This window comes from Gemmobacter aquaticus (genome assembly GCF_007859075.1).
Taxonomy (GTDB): Bacteria; Pseudomonadota; Alphaproteobacteria; order Rhodobacterales; family Rhodobacteraceae; genus Gemmobacter; species Gemmobacter aquaticus.
This window is the reverse complement of sequence record NZ_VOAK01000011.1, coordinates 1,010,061-1,024,929: the sequence shown is the minus strand read 5'-3', so window position 1 is coordinate 1,024,929 and position 14,869 is coordinate 1,010,061. Positions and strand designations below refer to the sequence as shown.

Below are 14,869 nucleotides of genomic sequence, written 5' to 3'. Positions count from 1 at the left end.
TTGGTTTTGATCGAATTTTCTTTTCGCGCCTAGCGATGCGGCAGCGCAGAAACCACTTTGCCCGCAATCGAGGCGCAGCTTGCAGCACAGCTGCGCGACTCAGGCACCTAAGCAAGCTGGTGGCATAGACCGACGGGCAAAGCCCGAAATCCGCGCATACCCACAAGAAAAACTGCCCACAAAGGCCGCGCCACATCTTTCATGGCCCCGCCGATTGCCATATGAGGCGGCATGCTGGCCAGAGAGACGAGGGAAGCCATGACCGAACCCGCAATCACCCCCGAGCTGATCGCATCGCATGGCCTCAAGCCCGACGAGTATCAGCGCATCCTCGACATCATCGGGCGTGAACCCACATTTACCGAGCTTGGCATCTTTTCGGCCATGTGGAACGAGCACTGCTCGTACAAGTCGTCGAAGAAATGGCTGCGCACACTGCCGACCACCGGCCCGCAGGTGATTTGCGGCCCGGGCGAGAATGCGGGCGTGGTCGATATCGGCGATGGTCAGGCCGTCATCTTCAAGATGGAAAGCCACAACCACCCCTCGTACATCGAGCCCCATCAGGGTGCGGCAACCGGCGTGGGCGGTATCCTGCGTGACGTTTTCACCATGGGCGCGCGCCCCATCGCGGCGATGAATGCGCTGTCTTTCGGCGTGCCGTCTCACCCCAAAACCGCGCATCTGGTCAAAGGTGTGGTCGAGGGGATCGGCGCCTATGGCAACGCCTTTGGCGTGCCGACCGTCGGCGGCGAGGTACGCTTTCATCGCAGCTATAACGGCAACTGTCTGGTGAACGCCTTCGCGGCGGGCATCGCCGACAGCGACAAGATCTTCTATTCGGTCGCCAGCGGCGTCGGCATGCCGGTCGTCTATCTGGGCGCGAAAACCGGGCGCGATGGCGTCGGCGGCGCGACCATGGCCTCGGCCGAGTTCGACGACTCGATCGAGGAAAAACGCCCTACCGTGCAAGTCGGCGACCCCTTCACCGAAAAGCGCCTGCTGGAAGCCAGCCTCGAGCTAATGGGATCGGGCGCCGTGATCTCGATCCAGGACATGGGCGCTGCGGGTCTGACCTGCTCGGCCGTGGAAATGGGCGACAAGGGCGGTCTGGGTATCCGGCTCAACCTCGATGCCGTGCCACAGCGCGAGGCGCATATGACGGCCTACGAGATGATGCTCTCGGAAAGCCAGGAGCGGATGCTCATGGTGCTGAAGCCCGAAAAAGAGGCTGAGGCGCGGGCGATCTTTGAGAAATGGGATCTGGATTTCGCCATCGTCGGCGAAACGATCCCCGAGGATCGCTTTCTGATCCTGCTTGGCAATGAGGTGAAAGCCGATCTGCCACTATCGAAGCTGTCGTCGAACGCTCCGGAATACGACCGCCCCTGGATGGAAACTCCTGCCCCGGCACAACTGGGCGAGGTTCCCGCCATCGGCGCAATCGATGCGCTGCGCGCCCTGATCGGCAGCCCGTCCTATGCGCACAAGTCTTGGGTGTGGGAACAGTATGACAGCCAGGTCGGCGCCGATACGGTCGTTCGCCCCGGCATGGCAGCGGGTGTCGTCCGCGTGCATGGCACCGGCAAAGCGCTGGCCTTCACCAGCGACGTAACTCCGCGCTATGTAAAGGCGAACCCGTTTGAGGGCGGTAAGCAGGCCGTGGCCGAAGCCTATCGCAACCTGACGGCCGTTGGCGCGCTGCCGCTTGCCACGACCGACAACCTGAACTTCGGCAACCCCGAAAAGCCCGAGATCATGGGCCAGTTCGTCGGCGCGATCAAAGGCATCGGCGCAGCCGTTGCCGCGCTGGACATGCCGATCGTTTCGGGCAACGTCTCGCTCTACAACGAGACCGATGGCTCGGCCATCCTGCCGACGCCGACCATCGGCGCGGTGGGCATCCTTGCCAGCTTTGATGACCTGATCGCGGGTCAGCCCGTGGATGGTGATGTGGCGCTGGTCATCGGTGAGACCTTCGGGCACCTTGGCCAATCGGCCCTGCTGGCCGAGGCCTTCGGGATCGAGGCGGGCGATGCCCCGCAGGTTGATCTTGAAGCCGAAAAGCGCAACGGCGACTTCCTGCGCGCCAATCGCAAATCTGTGCGTGCCGCGACGGACCTCGGGGACGGTGGTCTGGCGCTTGCGGCGTTCGAGATGGCCGAAGGTGCCGGTCTGGGCGTCGCGCTTGATGCCGGCGACATCCCGACGCTGTTTGGCGAGGATCAGGCCCGCTATCTGGTTGCTGCATCCGAAGACGGTGCCCGCGCGCTGGAAGCGGCGGCAATCGCTGCAGGCGTCGCAATCACCCGCGTCGGCCGTTTCGGTGGCAGCAGCGTGACGCTCGGCTCGGCTACGGCGCCGCTTGAGGCGCTCTCGACGCTCTATCGCGGTGCCTTCGCTGCGGCGATCGAAGGCTGAGGGTGCTCTCGGTGGGGGGTATTCCCCCACCGGCCATTGGCCTGTCCGCCAGGGATTGCATGACAACTGTGGGCAGAACCTGTCGCGCTGCCTTGCGGCTGGTCTGTCGTCGTCCTAGATTTGGGTGACAAGACAGGAGACAACCGATGCCCATGGAAGGCAAGGATATCGAGGCGCTGATCCGGGAGAGCTTCCCGAACGCGAAGATCACCATTACCGACCTTGCCGGAGACGGCAATCACTGGGCGGCCGAGGTGATTGACGCAAGCTTCAAGGGTATGAACCGGGTGCAGCAACAGCGCGCCGTCTATGCCAGCCTGAAAGGCAAGATGGACGGGGCGCATGGCGAGTTGCATGCGCTGGCACTGACCACCAAGGCACCGGAGTAAGGGGTGACGCCGAAACTGTGGCTTCTGGTTGTTCTGGTCGGCATCGTCGTCTTGATCTGGCTGGGGCAGGTGTTTGGGCGCGGAAAGTCGCGCCCCTTGGCCGCGCGTTTTGCGGCAGCCCGGCCCAATGCGCGCGCGATCGGAACAGAGGCCATTGATATCGACGCCTTCAAGGGCGATATGAAGCGCAACGCGGCCTTGGGCGAACGGCCCGTGACCGAAATTTGGGACAGAGACGGGCTTCAGACCCATGTAGCCCCTGTCAAGGACGATGAAACCTATGCGGCGAGGTTCCATGCCGCACATGGCAGGAAGGACCAGAAGCAATGAGCGCGCAGGATCAGATCCGCGAAACAGTAACCACCAATGACGTTGTGCTTTTCATGAAAGGCACCAAGATGATGCCGCAGTGCGGGTTTTCCTCGCGCGTTGCGGGCATCCTGAACTACATGGGCATTGAATATGCCGATGTGAATGTTCTGGCCGATGCCGACATCCGTCAGGGGATCAAAGACTATTCCGACTGGCCGACGATTCCGCAGCTTTATGTAAAGGGCGAGTTCATCGGCGGTTGCGACATCGTGACCGAGATGACGCTTTCGGGTGAGCTGGATCAGCTTCTGGAGAAGAGCGGGATCGCCTATAACAAGGAAGCCGCCGACAAGATCCGCGAAGCCAACGCCTGAGACGGGTCGCGCTGAAAACGAAAAGGCCGGGCACCCTGCCCGGCCTTTGACGTTTCAGGCAGCGGCAATCACGCCTCGCCGTCGAGCCGCGCCGCCAGCGCCTCGGCCCGCGCTGCAAGGGCGGCCATTGTCTCTTCAACCTGCGGCGGGATCACCGGCACCTCGATGCGGACGGGCGCGGGCTGGCCTTGGGCATCGAGTTCCGCCAGCCGCGCCTTGAGGACCCGCAGTTCGTCCTCGATCCCGGCGGTGCGATCGGCCAGCATCAGCCCTGCCATCAGCAACAGACGCGCCTCTGGCAGACGCCCCATCTGCGTGACGATGGGCGCGGCCTCGGCATCCAGCATCTGGGCGGCCGTGCGCAGGAAATGCTCTTCGCCCGGCTGGCAGGCCACGGCGAATGACCGCCCGCCAATGGTGATATCGATCTCAGGCATCGGTCTTTTCCCCTTCGATGATCGGCAGAAGCTCGGCCAGCAACTCGGCCATTTCCTGCGCTTCGGACGACCGTTCCGCGCGCAGCGCCTCAAGCTCGGCGAGCATGGCCTTGTTGATCACATTACCCTCGACACTGCCTGCGGTCTGTTCGGTGATCGCGCGCAGCGCCTCGCGCAGCTGGATGGTTGACTTGCGCATGCGGTGAAGCTCCAGCCCCTGCTCGTCAAGCTGCCGCGTCAGATCGGCGATCTTGGCCTCCAGCGCCGGGATCTCGCCGCGAGTCTCACGGGCGCGCAGGGCCTTCAGTCGCTCTGCCAGCTGTGCGTTCGTCGCGCGCTCGGCCTCGAGCGCCTCTTGCAGCGCTGCGGATGCGGGCTGCGTGGCCCCCTCTGCAAGGCGGGTGATTCCCGCATCGATCCGGGCCAATGCCTCGGTGATCCTGCGCTCCAGCTCTGCCAATTCGCTCATGCGTCCTGCCTTCTGACTTCCATTCCGAACCGGTGCCGGCACGCGCCTGTCGAATCGTGCCTTAGCCGGTTTTTCCGATCTTAGCCCAAACTGCTGCGGGATTGCGCCCCCTGGAGCGGTTTTTCACCCCCCGAACCGGCCCGGCATGCTTGGATATTGTCCGTCGTGCTGCTAGGAGACGTGCCGAGAGCCCGACTTGTCAAAGGAATGCCCACTTGGATATCGCCAGCCTGCGCGCCCAGCACCCCGACCACTGGAAGAAAGCCTGCGCCATCCGCGTGCTTACGCTTGATGCGGTGGCTGCCGCAAACTCCGGCCATTCCGGCATGCCGATGGGCATGGCCGATGTGGCAACGGTCCTGTTTGAAAAGCACCTGAACTTTGACCCCTCGGCGCCGCTGTGGCCGAACCGCGACCGGTTCATCCTGTCAGCAGGCCACGGCTCGATGCTGATCTACAGCCTGCTGCACCTGACGGGCTACAAACAGGCCACGCTGGACGAGCTGAAGAACTTCCGCCAATGGGGCGCACGCACCGCAGGCCACCCGGAATACGGCCATCTGGAAGGCGTTGAGACCACCACGGGACCGCTGGGTCAGGGCATCGCCAATTCCGTGGGCTTTGCCATGGCCGAGGAATCGCTGCGCGCCCGTTGGGGCGCCAAGGTGATGGACCATTACACCTATGTCATCGCCGGTGACGGCTGCCTGATGGAGGGCGTAAGCCAGGAAGCGATCGCGCTTGCCGGCAAACACCAACTGTCGCGCCTGATCGTGATGTGGGACAACAACGGCATCACCATCGACGGCAAGGTTGAACTCTCGGATGTCACCGACCAGAAGGCCCGCTTCGCGGCCAGCGGTTGGGACGTGTTCGAATGCGACGGCCATGACCCCGTTGCAATCGACGCGGCGATCACTGCGGCCAAGGCATCGCCCCGCCCGGCAATGATCGCCTGCAAGACCCATATCGCGCTTGGGTCGTCGGCGCAGGACACCTCCAAGGGCCATGGCGCGCTGACCGACAAACAGCTGATCGCCGACACCCGCGCCGTGTATGGCTGGGATCACGGCCCGTTCGAGATCCCCGCCGATGTGAAAGCCGCGTGGGAGGCCATCGGCGCCCGCGGCATCGCCACGCGTCGCGAGTGGGAAAGCCGTCTGGCCACCCTGCCCGCCGGCAAACAGGCCGAGTTCAAGCGCATCTTTGCAGGCGACCCCTCGCCCAAGATCACCAGCGCCGTGCGCAACGTGAAGAAGGCCGCCGTCGAGACACCCAAAAAGCTCGCAACGCGCTCGGCATCAGAGCTGGTGCTGGCCGCGCTGAACCCGGTGGTGCAGGAAACCATTGGCGGCTCGGCCGACCTTACCGGGTCGAACAACACCAAGACCGCCGATCTGGGTACCTTTGACCCGGCAAACCGCAAGGGGCGCTACGTCTATTACGGGATCCGTGAGCATGGCATGGCGGCGGCGATGAACGGCATGGTGCTGCATGGCGGCGTGCGCCCCTATGGCGGCACCTTCATGTGCTTCACCGACTATGCCCGCCCTTCGATGCGCCTGTCGGCCCTGATGCAGGTGCCGGTCGTCTATGTGATGACGCATGACTCGATCGGCCTGGGCGAGGACGGCCCGACCCACCAGCCGGTCGAACATCTGGCGATCAGCCGCGCTACCCCCAACACCTGGGTCTTCCGCCCAGCCGATCTGGTCGAAGTGGCCGAGGCCTGGGAACTGGCCCTGTCCACCAAGACCACGCCTTCGGTGCTGGCGCTCAGCCGTCAGAACCTTGCCCCGGTGCGCACCACGCATTCCAACCAGAACCTCAGCGCCCGCGGCGCCTATGTTCTGGCCGAGGCAACGGGCAAGCGTCAGGTCATCCTGATCGCGACCGGGTCGGAGGTGGAGATCGCCATGAAGGCACGCGAGATGCTGGAGGCCGAGGGCATCGGCACCCGCGTCGTCTCCATGCCCTGCATGGAGCTGTTCGCGGCGCAGGACGAGGCCTATCGCAAGAAAGTGCTGCCGGCAGGCACGGTCCGCATCGGCATCGAGGCGGGCGTGCGTCAGGGCTGGGATCGCTGGCTTCTGGGTGAACGCGGCAAAGAGCAGAAGGCCGCCTTTGTCGGCATGACCAGCTTCGGCGCCTCGGCCCCGGCGGATCGGCTCTACAAAGAGTTCGGCATCACCGCCGAGGCCACTGTGGAGCGCGCAAAAGCGCTGCTGTAAGAACTACCTATGGTTGAATAAAAAAGCCGCGCAAAAGCGCGGCTTTTTTTCGTTGATGCGCCCTCAATTTGTCTTAGACATTGTGCAGTCCCAAACCTGATTGTCGATCGACGAAGAGTACAAGTATGGCCGGAATCAAGAAATCAACTTTCCTTATTGGATTGGTAATTTTCAGTGCGACCAATATCGGTATGAAATGTGCTTCAAGTGGAACATGCCTGCCAGCAAGATCCCTCGAGGTCACGGTTTTAGATAAACTGGATGTGCCAAGATCCTGCCGCACGGGGTTGTTTAAGGGGCGAAGCGCCGCTCCCGCTACTCTAACAGACGGTTTCTGCGGAGTTGTGTTGACCGACTATGGCCCGTTCAAATTTCCGGAAAGTTCCTGGTCAAATACAGACGGAAAGCGCGAAGCAATTGTGGATGCCTTGGTTGAGGGGTGCAGATACGCAATCACCTACCGTGGCGGGCGGTACAAGTTTCAGGACTTTGTCGAACCAGGTGCAATGAATAGGAACCGTGGCATTCCTGTACTTCTTCGCATTGATAGAGTTCTTGGCTGTAACGAGGAACACTAAGGGCAGGTCAGAGCGACCTCCCCTCAGTCTATTGCCAAGCTAACGTTCTATGCACTCAAAAGGCGCGCAGCAGGTGGCGCGCTATGGCTTGCACAAAACCTTGCGCGCGCCCTCAATGCGCCTCGCCCTTCTTGCCGGTCACAGCAGCGATCAGCGGGCCAATCACGCGCGTGGCGACCGGGATCAGGATCACGCCCAGGATCAGGCCAAGGATGCCGTCGCAGATTGCCGTGACCAGCCAGCCCACGATACCCGCTACCCCCTCGGGCACGGCATGGGCGGCAAGCTCGGCCAGGTGATGGATGGTATTGTAGGGCTCATGCGCGCCCAGCACATGCATCCCGTGCACCACGATGTTGCCGCCGACCCACAGCATGGCCAGCGTCCCGACGGTTGAGAGGAACGACATCAGTTTCGGCATCCCGATCACCAGACCGCGCCCGATGGCCCGCCCTGCACCCGTCCGGCCCTTGGCCATGTGCAGGCCCACGTCATCCATCTTTACGATCAGCGCGACCGCGCCATAGACCGCGCCAGTGATCAGCGCGCCGACGACGGCAAGGGTGATCGCCTCCATCCACAGTGAGCTTTCGGGAATGGCGGCCAGCGCGATGGTCATGATCTCGGCCGACAGGATGAAGTCGGTCTTGATGGCGCCGGCGATCTTTTCCTCTTCCAGATGCGCAGGGTCCTTGGTGTCAAAATCCTCTTCGACGGCGTGATCTGCATGCGGCGCCAGCGCATGGACGACCTTCTCTGCCCCCTCAAAACACAGATAGGCACCGCCCAGCATCAGAAGTGGCGTGATCACCCATGGCGCAAAGTAGCTGAGCGCCAGAAGGCCGGGCAGAAGCACCAGCAACTTGTTCTTGAGCGAGCCAAGCGCGATGCGTCCGATGATCGGCAGCTCCCGCTCTGCCGAAAAGCCATGGACATATTTGGGCGTCACCGCCGCATCGTCGATCACGACGCCTGCGGCCTTGGAACCGGCCTTGGCAGCCGCCGCCGCCACGTCGTCAATCGAGGCTGCCGCAACCTTTGCAATTGCAGCCACATCATCCAGCAGCGCGAGCAAACCGCTCATACCATCTCTCCCGTTTCGCGTTCGTGAAGAGACTAGCGAAGCTGCGCTGCGGCGGAAAGATGCACAATGCAGCCGCCCTGTTAGCGAAAACACTGCAAGTTTGCGCTAACATACTGAAAATATAACCATTTTCTACTTTGCCGCCGCGAAGCGCCGGTCTATAGCCCCCCAAACGCGGGCTGAATCAACGGAAGGGATACACATGACCATCACCGTCGGCATCAATGGCTTTGGCCGGATCGGCCGCTGCACGCTGGCCCATATCGCGGAATCGGCGCGCAATGATGTGCAGGTGGTGGCGATCAACGCGACCGGCCCGATTGAAACGAACGCCCATCTGCTGAAGTACGACAGCGTGCATGGTCGCTTCCCCGGCGTGGTCAAGGTTGACGGCAACTCGCTGGATCTGGGTCGCGGCCCGATCCGGGTGATGTCGACCTACAACCCCGATGAGCTTGACTGGGAAGGCGTGGACGTCGTGCTGGAATGCACCGGCAAGTTCAATGATCGCGACAAGGCCGCTGTTCACCTCGGTCGCGGGGCCAAGCGCGTGCTGGTGTCGGCACCCGCCAAGAACGCTGACAAGACCGTGGTGTACGGTGTGAACCACCGCCAGTTGCAGCTTGATCATCTGGTCGTCTCGAACGGCTCCTGCACCACCAACTGCCTCGCCCCGCTGGCAAAGGTACTGAACGATGCGATCGGCATCGAATCCGGCATCATGACGACGATCCACAGCTATACCGGCGACCAGCCCACGCTCGACCGCCGCCACAAGGACCTGTACCGCGCACGTGCCGCGGCCATGGCGATGATCCCCACCTCGACCGGTGCGGCCAAAGCGATTGGCGAGGTTCTGCCGGAACTGAAGGGCAAGCTTGACGGTTCGGCCATCCGCGTTCCCACCCCCAATGTCTCGGCCGTGGACCTGACCTTTGTGGCATCGAAGGACGTGACCGTTCACGACGTGAACGAGATCGTGCGCGAGGCCGCCGCCGGCTACATGGGCATGGTTCTGGCCTATGATCCCGAACCCAAGGTGTCGATCGACTTCAATCATACCAATCATTCGTCTATCTTCGCCCCTGACCAGACCAAGGTGGTCGGTGGCCGCACCGTCCGCGTGCTGGCCTGGTACGATAACGAATGGGGCTTCTCTTGCCGCATGGCTGATGTGGCTGGCGCGATGGGGCGGCTCCTCCAGTAACGGGAGGGGTCGTGGCCGACCGCTTTCTGATAGCTCTCGGGCTGTTCATTTGCGCGCTTGTCGCGCTGGACCTCTTTGCCAACGGCGGAGAGGTCCTTGTGTTTTTGTCTCGCCGAATCATCGATCTGACCGAATATCTGATATTCTGGCGTTGACGGCGCGGAAATCAGTTGCATCTTGCGTCGCAGCATTGATGTTAGCGCTAGCATCGGCGGCACGAGTCGCCGGCGGCACAGGTGCATGGCACAGGAGGCGGATATGACGGTAAAAGTGGCAATCAACGGCTTCGGTCGGATCGGGCGCAACGTGCTGCGCGGGATCATTGAATCGGGCCGGACCGATATCGAGGTGGTCGCCATCAACGACCTTGGACCAGTGGAGACCAACGCGCATCTGCTGCGCTTCGATTCGGTGCATGGCCGCTTTCCGGTAGAGGTAACGACCGGTGCCGACTGGATTGATGTCGGCCGTGGGCCGATCCGCGTGACTGCGCTGCGTAATCCTGCGGAACTGCCTTGGGGCGATGTGGATGTGGTGATGGAATGCACCGGCATCTTCACCAGCAAGGAAAAATGCGCCGCGCATCTTGAGAACGGCTCGAAGCGCGTCCTGATCTCTGCCCCCGGTGACGGCGCTGACAAGACCATCGTTTACGGCGTGAACCACCACACGCTGACCAAGGACGATCTGGTTGTGTCAAACGCGTCCTGCACGACCAACTGCCTGAGCCCGGTGGCCAAGGTGCTCCATGACGCCATCGGCATCGAGAAAGGGATGATGACGACCATCCACTCGTACACCGGCGACCAGCCGACGCTGGATACGATGCACAAGGACCTTTACCGCGCCCGCGCTGCGGCACTGTCGATGATCCCGACCTCGACCGGTGCGGCCAAGGCTGTGGGTCTGGTTCTGCCGGAGCTGAAGGGCAAGCTCGATGGTTTCGCCATCCGCGTGCCCACGCCCAACGTGTCTGTCGTCGATCTCAAGTTCATCGCCAAGCGCGCCACCTCGGTCGAAGAGGTGAACGGCGCCATCGAGGCTGCAGCCAATGGTCCGTTGAAGGGTATTCTGGGCTTTACCAAGTTCAAGAACGTCTCTTCTGACTTCAACCACGACCCGCATTCCAGCGTCTTCCACATGGACCAGACCAAGGTCATGGACGGTACATTCGTGTCGATCCTGTCCTGGTATGACAATGAATGGGGCTTCTCAAACCGCATGGCTGATACGGCTGTTGCGATGGGCAAGTTGATCTAATCCACAGATTTCCGTTTGAAATCAGCAAGGGGCGCCATCTGGCGCCCTTTCTTCTTGGCTCTAAGACATGCAACAGGTGCATATCAGGCTTTCCAGACACTGGGTTGTTAGCGCAATCACCCCGCCCCATGTTTGTCGGGTGACGGGCATACGGTCCGTCCAAGATGACCACGGAATGTGGAAGGAAAGAAAATGACGAGCCTGTTCAATCGCATCAAGGAAGCGCGCAGCAAGCGTGCGCAGTACCTGAAGACGCGGGACGAGATCGCGCGCATGCCGCTCGATGTGGCGCTGGATCTGGATATCTATCGTGGCGACGCCGAGCGCATCGCCTTTGACGCGGTCTACGGCCGCGCCTGAGCGCCGCAATAGCCCGCGGCGATCAAGGGGAAGCAGCAGGGGCACGAGGGGCGGCCCGACCCGGGCGGCCGCCCTTCAACGATACTTCTTGAGAAGGGCGTCCTGCACCGAAGGCTTGACGAACTTCGACACATCGCCGCCAAGCCGCGCGATCTCTTTCACCAGCTTCGATGCAATGGCCTGACGCCGCGCGTCTGCCATCAGGAAGACGGTCTCGATACTGGAGTCCAGCGCGCGGTTCATGCCGACCATCTGGAATTCGTATTCAAAGTCCGCAACCGCACGCAGACCGCGGATAATCACCCCTGCTCCGACATCGCGGGCACAATCGATCAGCAGGTTTTCGAACGGATGAACGACAATCTCGGCACCGCCGTTCTTGGCGCTGATGACATCGCACTCCGCCTGCACCATAGCCACCCGCTCTTCCAGTGAGAACAGCGGGCCCTTGTCACGGTTGATCGCCACGCCGATCACCAGGCGATCAACCAGGGGCAAGGCGCGTTCGATGATATCAACGTGACCCAATGTGATTGGATCGAACGTTCCCGGATAGAGTCCGATACGCATGCCGCCCCCCAATAAGCCCTGCGCGCACGCAACAATATTGCGCGGCGTTTTGCAAGTGCAAAGCGCCGCGCTGCAGCATGGCGGATCAGAAGCCCTTGATCATGCCCTCAAGCGCGTCCTTCTCGGCCGAAAGCTCCATCAGGCGGGCCTTCACGACGTCACCGATAGAGATAAGGCCGATCATCGTGTCGCCCTCCATCACGGGCATGTGGCGGAAGCGACCATCGGTCATCTTCTGCAGCACGTCATGGGTGCTGTCCGAGACGGTGCAGCTGATGATCTTTTCGGTCATCAGCGTATCGACGGCGTCACCAAGGCAGGTCGGCCCGCGCTTGCCCAGTTCGCGCACGATATCGCGTTCAGACACGATGCCGGACACGCGCTTGCCATCTGGGGAGACGATGACCGCACCGATGCGGCGCATCGAGAGGACATGTGCCACCTCTGCCACGCTGGTCCCGGGTACAACGGTAATGACCGTCGTTTCGGGTTTGACCTTCAGAATCTGCGCAACGTGCATGGGTTCCTCCTCAGTTCGATGTGGAAAGCCTTGCGCCTGCGCAATTTTCTGTCAAGCGGCAGCTTCCAGTCGCCCCACTTCTTTGCGAAGCTCCTGCCCCAGAATATCCGCAAAACGATTGAGACGCAGAACCCGGCCGTCATCGGCATGGCGGATCAACCAGAAAGCGCGCTCCAGCCGGACCTCTGGCAGGATGCGTCGAAGCTCGGGCGCGGCGGGACGTGCGAAATCGTGCACAACCCCCACGCCGGCCCCGTGCCGAAGCCAGTTCAACTGCACGGAAACCGAGTTTGACGCGAGGGCCGCATGGTCCACCCCAAGCTGGCTCAGGTAATCCAGTTCCTTGTCGAAGATCATGTCGGGGATATACCCGACGATCCGGTGCTGCGAGAGGTCGGCAAGGCTGCCGATCGCCGGGCTGCGCGCCAGATAATTGGCAGATGCGGCAAGGCTCAGGTGATAATCCACCAGCTTTTGCACGGTCATCCGCCCCGTGACAGGCCGTGAGACGGCAATCGCCATATCGGCCTCGCGCTTGGACAGGTTGAAAACCCGCGGCAGCGCGACGATCTGAACCTCCAAGCCCGGATTGGCGTCACATATCCGGGCGAGAACCTGCGGCAGAAGATAGTTCGCACAGCCATCCGGCGCACCGATACGGATCTGCCCTGTCAGCCCCTGATCGCGGCCTCGCAGCTCTTCGGCGGCACCGGTCACGGCAAGCTCCGCGCGCTCGGCATGGGCCAGGATGCGCGCGCCCTCTTCGGTCAGTGCATAGCCTTGCGGGCTTTTGGCAAAGAGCCGCGCGCCAAGGTCGTGCTCCAACCGGGCGATCCTGCGCCCGATTGTCGCAGGGTCAAGCCGCAACGCTTTGCCGGCGCCGGAAAGGCTCTCGGCGCGAGCGACGGCGAGGAACAGCTTCAGATCATCCCAGTCCATGCGGCCATGCAAAAATGCAAAACGATTTTGGAATCTTGCCGCTGTTTCTGGCGAAATTGCAAGGCTATTGTCCGGCCAGTCAATTCGGGAGGATTCCATGAAAGAGATCGGTCACTGGATCAACGGCAAGCTGGTTCCCGGGAAATCGGGCCGCTTTGCCGAAGTGTACAACCCGGCCACCGGCGAAGTGCAGGCGCATGTCGCGCTCGCCAACCAGGACGAGCTGGCTTATGCGATTGCCGAAGCTGAAAAGGCACAGCTCGTCTGGGGCGCCACCAACCCGCAGCGCCGCGCCCGCGTGATGATGGCCTTTGGCGCGCTGATCAACGCCAATATGGACAAGCTGGCCGAACTGGTCAGCGTGGAGCACGGCAAGACCCTGCCCGACGCGCGCGGCGATGTGCAGCGTGGGCTTGAGGTGATCGAGGTTTGCATGGGGCTGCCCTCGCAGCTGAAAGGTGAATATACCGACAGCGCAGGTCCGGGCATCGACCTTTACTCGATGCGCCAGCCGCTTGGCGTGGTTGCAGGCATTACGCCCTTCAACTTCCCGGCGATGATTCCGCTGTGGAAAATGGGCCCGGCGCTGTCGGCTGGCAATGCCATGATACTGAAGCCGTCGGAACGCTGCCCCTCCACCTCGATCATGCTGGCTCAACTGGCGCAAGAGGCTGGCCTGCCGGACGGCGTGCTGCAGGTGGTCAACGGCGACAAAGAGGTTGTGGACGGCATTCTCGACAACCCGACCATCCAGGCTGTGGGCTTCGTCGGGTCAACCCCGATCGCGCAGTACATCTATGGCCGCGCGGCAACCAACGGCAAGCGCGCCCAGTGCTTTGGCGGCGCCAAGAACCACATGCTGATCATGCCCGACGCCGACCTCGACAAGGCGGCCGACGCGCTGATCGGTGCGGGCTATGGGGCTGCGGGCGAGCGCTGCATGGCGATTTCGGTGGCAGTGCCGGTCGGCCAGAAAACCGCCGATGCACTGATCGAAAAGCTGGTGCCGCGGATCGAGAAACTGAAAGTTGGCCCCTACACTGCGGGCAATGACGTCGACTTCGGGCCCGTGATCACCAAGGCCTCGCAGCAGCGCATCCTGGGCCTGATCGACTCAGGGATCCAACAGGGCGCGAAGCTGGTTGTGGATGGTCGGAACCTGAAGATCCAGGGTTACGAGAACGGCTTCTTCGTGGGCGCCACGCTGTTTGACAACGTGACCCCCGACATGGAAATCTACAAGCAAGAGATCTTCGGCCCGGTTCTCTCGACCGTGCGTGCCGACAGCTACGAAGAGGCGCTGAAGCTAGTGATCGACAACGAATACGGCAACGGCACGGCGATCTTTACCGCCGATGGCGATACCGCCCGCGACTTTGCCAGCCGGGTCAATGTCGGCATGGTGGGCATCAACTTCCCGATCCCGGTGCCGCTGTCCTATTACACCTTCGGCGGCTGGAAGAAGTCGGCCTTTGGCGACCTGAACCAGTATGGCCCCGACGCCTTCCGCTTCTACACCAAGACCAAGACCGTGACCGCCCGCTGGTTCTCGGGCATCAAGGACGGTGCGGCGCTCAACTTCAAAGCGCTGGATTAATTCAAGGCGGCGGGACTTTCCCTTCCGCATCTGACACCCATTCGCGGCCAAGGCTTGCCTTTGGCCGCGACATGCCAAAAATAAACATCTGTTCATTTCAGCCAGAAAAGGGCGTGGCCTT

General features: G+C 61.9%; 17 protein-coding genes. 11 read left to right on the top strand and 6 right to left on the bottom strand.

All coding sequences use genetic code 11. From position 1 onward, the window contains the following. Positions 1-258 precede the first annotated feature (258 nt). From purL to grxD, 4 genes are all read left to right on the top strand, one after another. On the top strand, positions 259-2,421 hold the full coding sequence (gene purL, locus FQU74_RS07170) for a phosphoribosylformylglycinamidine synthase subunit PurL (RefSeq protein ID WP_146285720.1): 2,163 nt from the start codon (positions 259-261) through the stop codon (positions 2,419-2,421). Between the two features lie 146 nt (positions 2,422-2,567). Next, the gene (locus tag FQU74_RS07165) at positions 2,568-2,810 is read left to right on the top strand and encodes a BolA/IbaG family iron-sulfur metabolism protein (RefSeq protein ID WP_146285719.1); all 243 of its coding nucleotides are present in this window, start codon (positions 2,568-2,570) and stop codon (positions 2,808-2,810) included. 3 nt (positions 2,811-2,813) lie between these two features. Continuing rightward, positions 2,814-3,140 (top strand): hypothetical protein, encoded by a 327-nt coding sequence (locus FQU74_RS07160; protein ID WP_146285718.1) that lies wholly within the window; start codon positions 2,814-2,816, stop codon positions 3,138-3,140. Continuing rightward, entirely contained in the window at positions 3,137-3,496 is a 360-nt protein-coding gene (grxD, locus tag FQU74_RS07155; RefSeq protein WP_146285717.1) for a Grx4 family monothiol glutaredoxin, read from the top strand. The genes FQU74_RS07160 and grxD overlap by 4 nt, the downstream gene beginning before the upstream one ends. A gap of 68 nt (positions 3,497-3,564) precedes the next feature. On the opposite strand, the gene FQU74_RS07150 is transcribed toward grxD, so the two are convergent. Continuing rightward, positions 3,565-3,933: a cell division protein ZapA gene (locus FQU74_RS07150; RefSeq protein ID WP_146285716.1), complete on the bottom strand. Its 369-nt coding sequence runs from the start codon at positions 3,931-3,933 to the stop codon at positions 3,565-3,567. Beyond that, entirely contained in the window at positions 3,926-4,402 is a 477-nt protein-coding gene (locus tag FQU74_RS07145) for a hypothetical protein (protein ID WP_146285715.1), read from the bottom strand. Before FQU74_RS07145 ends, FQU74_RS07150 begins: the two co-directional genes overlap by 8 nt. Positions 4,403-4,617: 215 nt before the next feature. On the opposite strand from FQU74_RS07145, the gene tkt reads away from it, so the two are divergent. Together tkt and FQU74_RS07135 are read left to right on the top strand one after the other, a co-directional pair. Beyond that, a complete protein-coding gene (tkt, locus tag FQU74_RS07140; RefSeq protein ID WP_146285714.1) occupies positions 4,618-6,633 on the top strand; it encodes a transketolase in 2,016 nt (671 codons plus the stop codon). Between the two features lie 125 nt (positions 6,634-6,758). Next, the gene (locus tag FQU74_RS07135; RefSeq protein ID WP_146285713.1) at positions 6,759-7,211 is read left to right on the top strand and encodes a hypothetical protein; all 453 of its coding nucleotides are present in this window, start codon (positions 6,759-6,761) and stop codon (positions 7,209-7,211) included. Positions 7,212-7,323: 112 nt separating this feature from the next. Here FQU74_RS07135 and FQU74_RS07130 read toward each other — a convergent pair whose 3' ends face one another. Further along, positions 7,324-8,295: a DUF808 domain-containing protein gene (locus FQU74_RS07130; RefSeq protein ID WP_146285712.1), complete on the bottom strand. Its 972-nt coding sequence runs from the start codon at positions 8,293-8,295 to the stop codon at positions 7,324-7,326. Positions 8,296-8,497: 202 nt separating this feature from the next. On the opposite strand from FQU74_RS07130, the gene gap (FQU74_RS07125) reads away from it, so the two are divergent. From gap (FQU74_RS07125) to FQU74_RS19405, 4 genes are all read left to right on the top strand, one after another. Then, positions 8,498-9,502: a type I glyceraldehyde-3-phosphate dehydrogenase gene (gene gap / locus FQU74_RS07125; RefSeq protein WP_146285711.1), complete on the top strand. Its 1,005-nt coding sequence runs from the start codon at positions 8,498-8,500 to the stop codon at positions 9,500-9,502. Between the two features lie 11 nt (positions 9,503-9,513). Continuing rightward, positions 9,514-9,657, top strand: a complete 144-nt coding sequence (locus FQU74_RS19410) for a hypothetical protein (protein ID WP_170246201.1) — start codon at positions 9,514-9,516, stop codon at positions 9,655-9,657. Between the two features lie 103 nt (positions 9,658-9,760). Further along, on the top strand, positions 9,761-10,762 hold the full coding sequence (gene gap, locus FQU74_RS07120) for a type I glyceraldehyde-3-phosphate dehydrogenase (protein ID WP_146285710.1): 1,002 nt from the start codon (positions 9,761-9,763) through the stop codon (positions 10,760-10,762). A gap of 192 nt (positions 10,763-10,954) precedes the next feature. Then, complete coding sequence (locus FQU74_RS19405) at positions 10,955-11,122, top strand: hypothetical protein (RefSeq protein ID WP_170246200.1); 168 nt, start codon at positions 10,955-10,957, stop codon at positions 11,120-11,122. A 75-nt stretch (positions 11,123-11,197) separates the two neighbouring features. Here FQU74_RS19405 and coaD read toward each other — a convergent pair whose 3' ends face one another. From coaD to FQU74_RS07105, 3 genes are all read right to left on the bottom strand, one after another. Further along, the gene (gene coaD, locus FQU74_RS07115) at positions 11,198-11,692 is read right to left on the bottom strand and encodes a pantetheine-phosphate adenylyltransferase (RefSeq protein ID WP_146285709.1); all 495 of its coding nucleotides are present in this window, start codon (positions 11,690-11,692) and stop codon (positions 11,198-11,200) included. Between the two features lie 85 nt (positions 11,693-11,777). After that, a complete protein-coding gene (locus FQU74_RS07110) occupies positions 11,778-12,212 on the bottom strand; it encodes a CBS domain-containing protein (protein ID WP_146285708.1) in 435 nt (144 codons plus the stop codon). A 51-nt stretch (positions 12,213-12,263) separates the two neighbouring features. After that, entirely contained in the window at positions 12,264-13,151 is an 888-nt protein-coding gene (locus FQU74_RS07105; RefSeq protein ID WP_146285707.1) for a LysR family transcriptional regulator, read from the bottom strand. A gap of 97 nt (positions 13,152-13,248) precedes the next feature. On the opposite strand from FQU74_RS07105, the gene FQU74_RS07100 reads away from it, so the two are divergent. Next, a complete protein-coding gene (locus FQU74_RS07100) occupies positions 13,249-14,748 on the top strand; it encodes a CoA-acylating methylmalonate-semialdehyde dehydrogenase (protein WP_146285706.1) in 1,500 nt (499 codons plus the stop codon). Positions 14,749-14,869 lie beyond the last annotated feature (121 nt).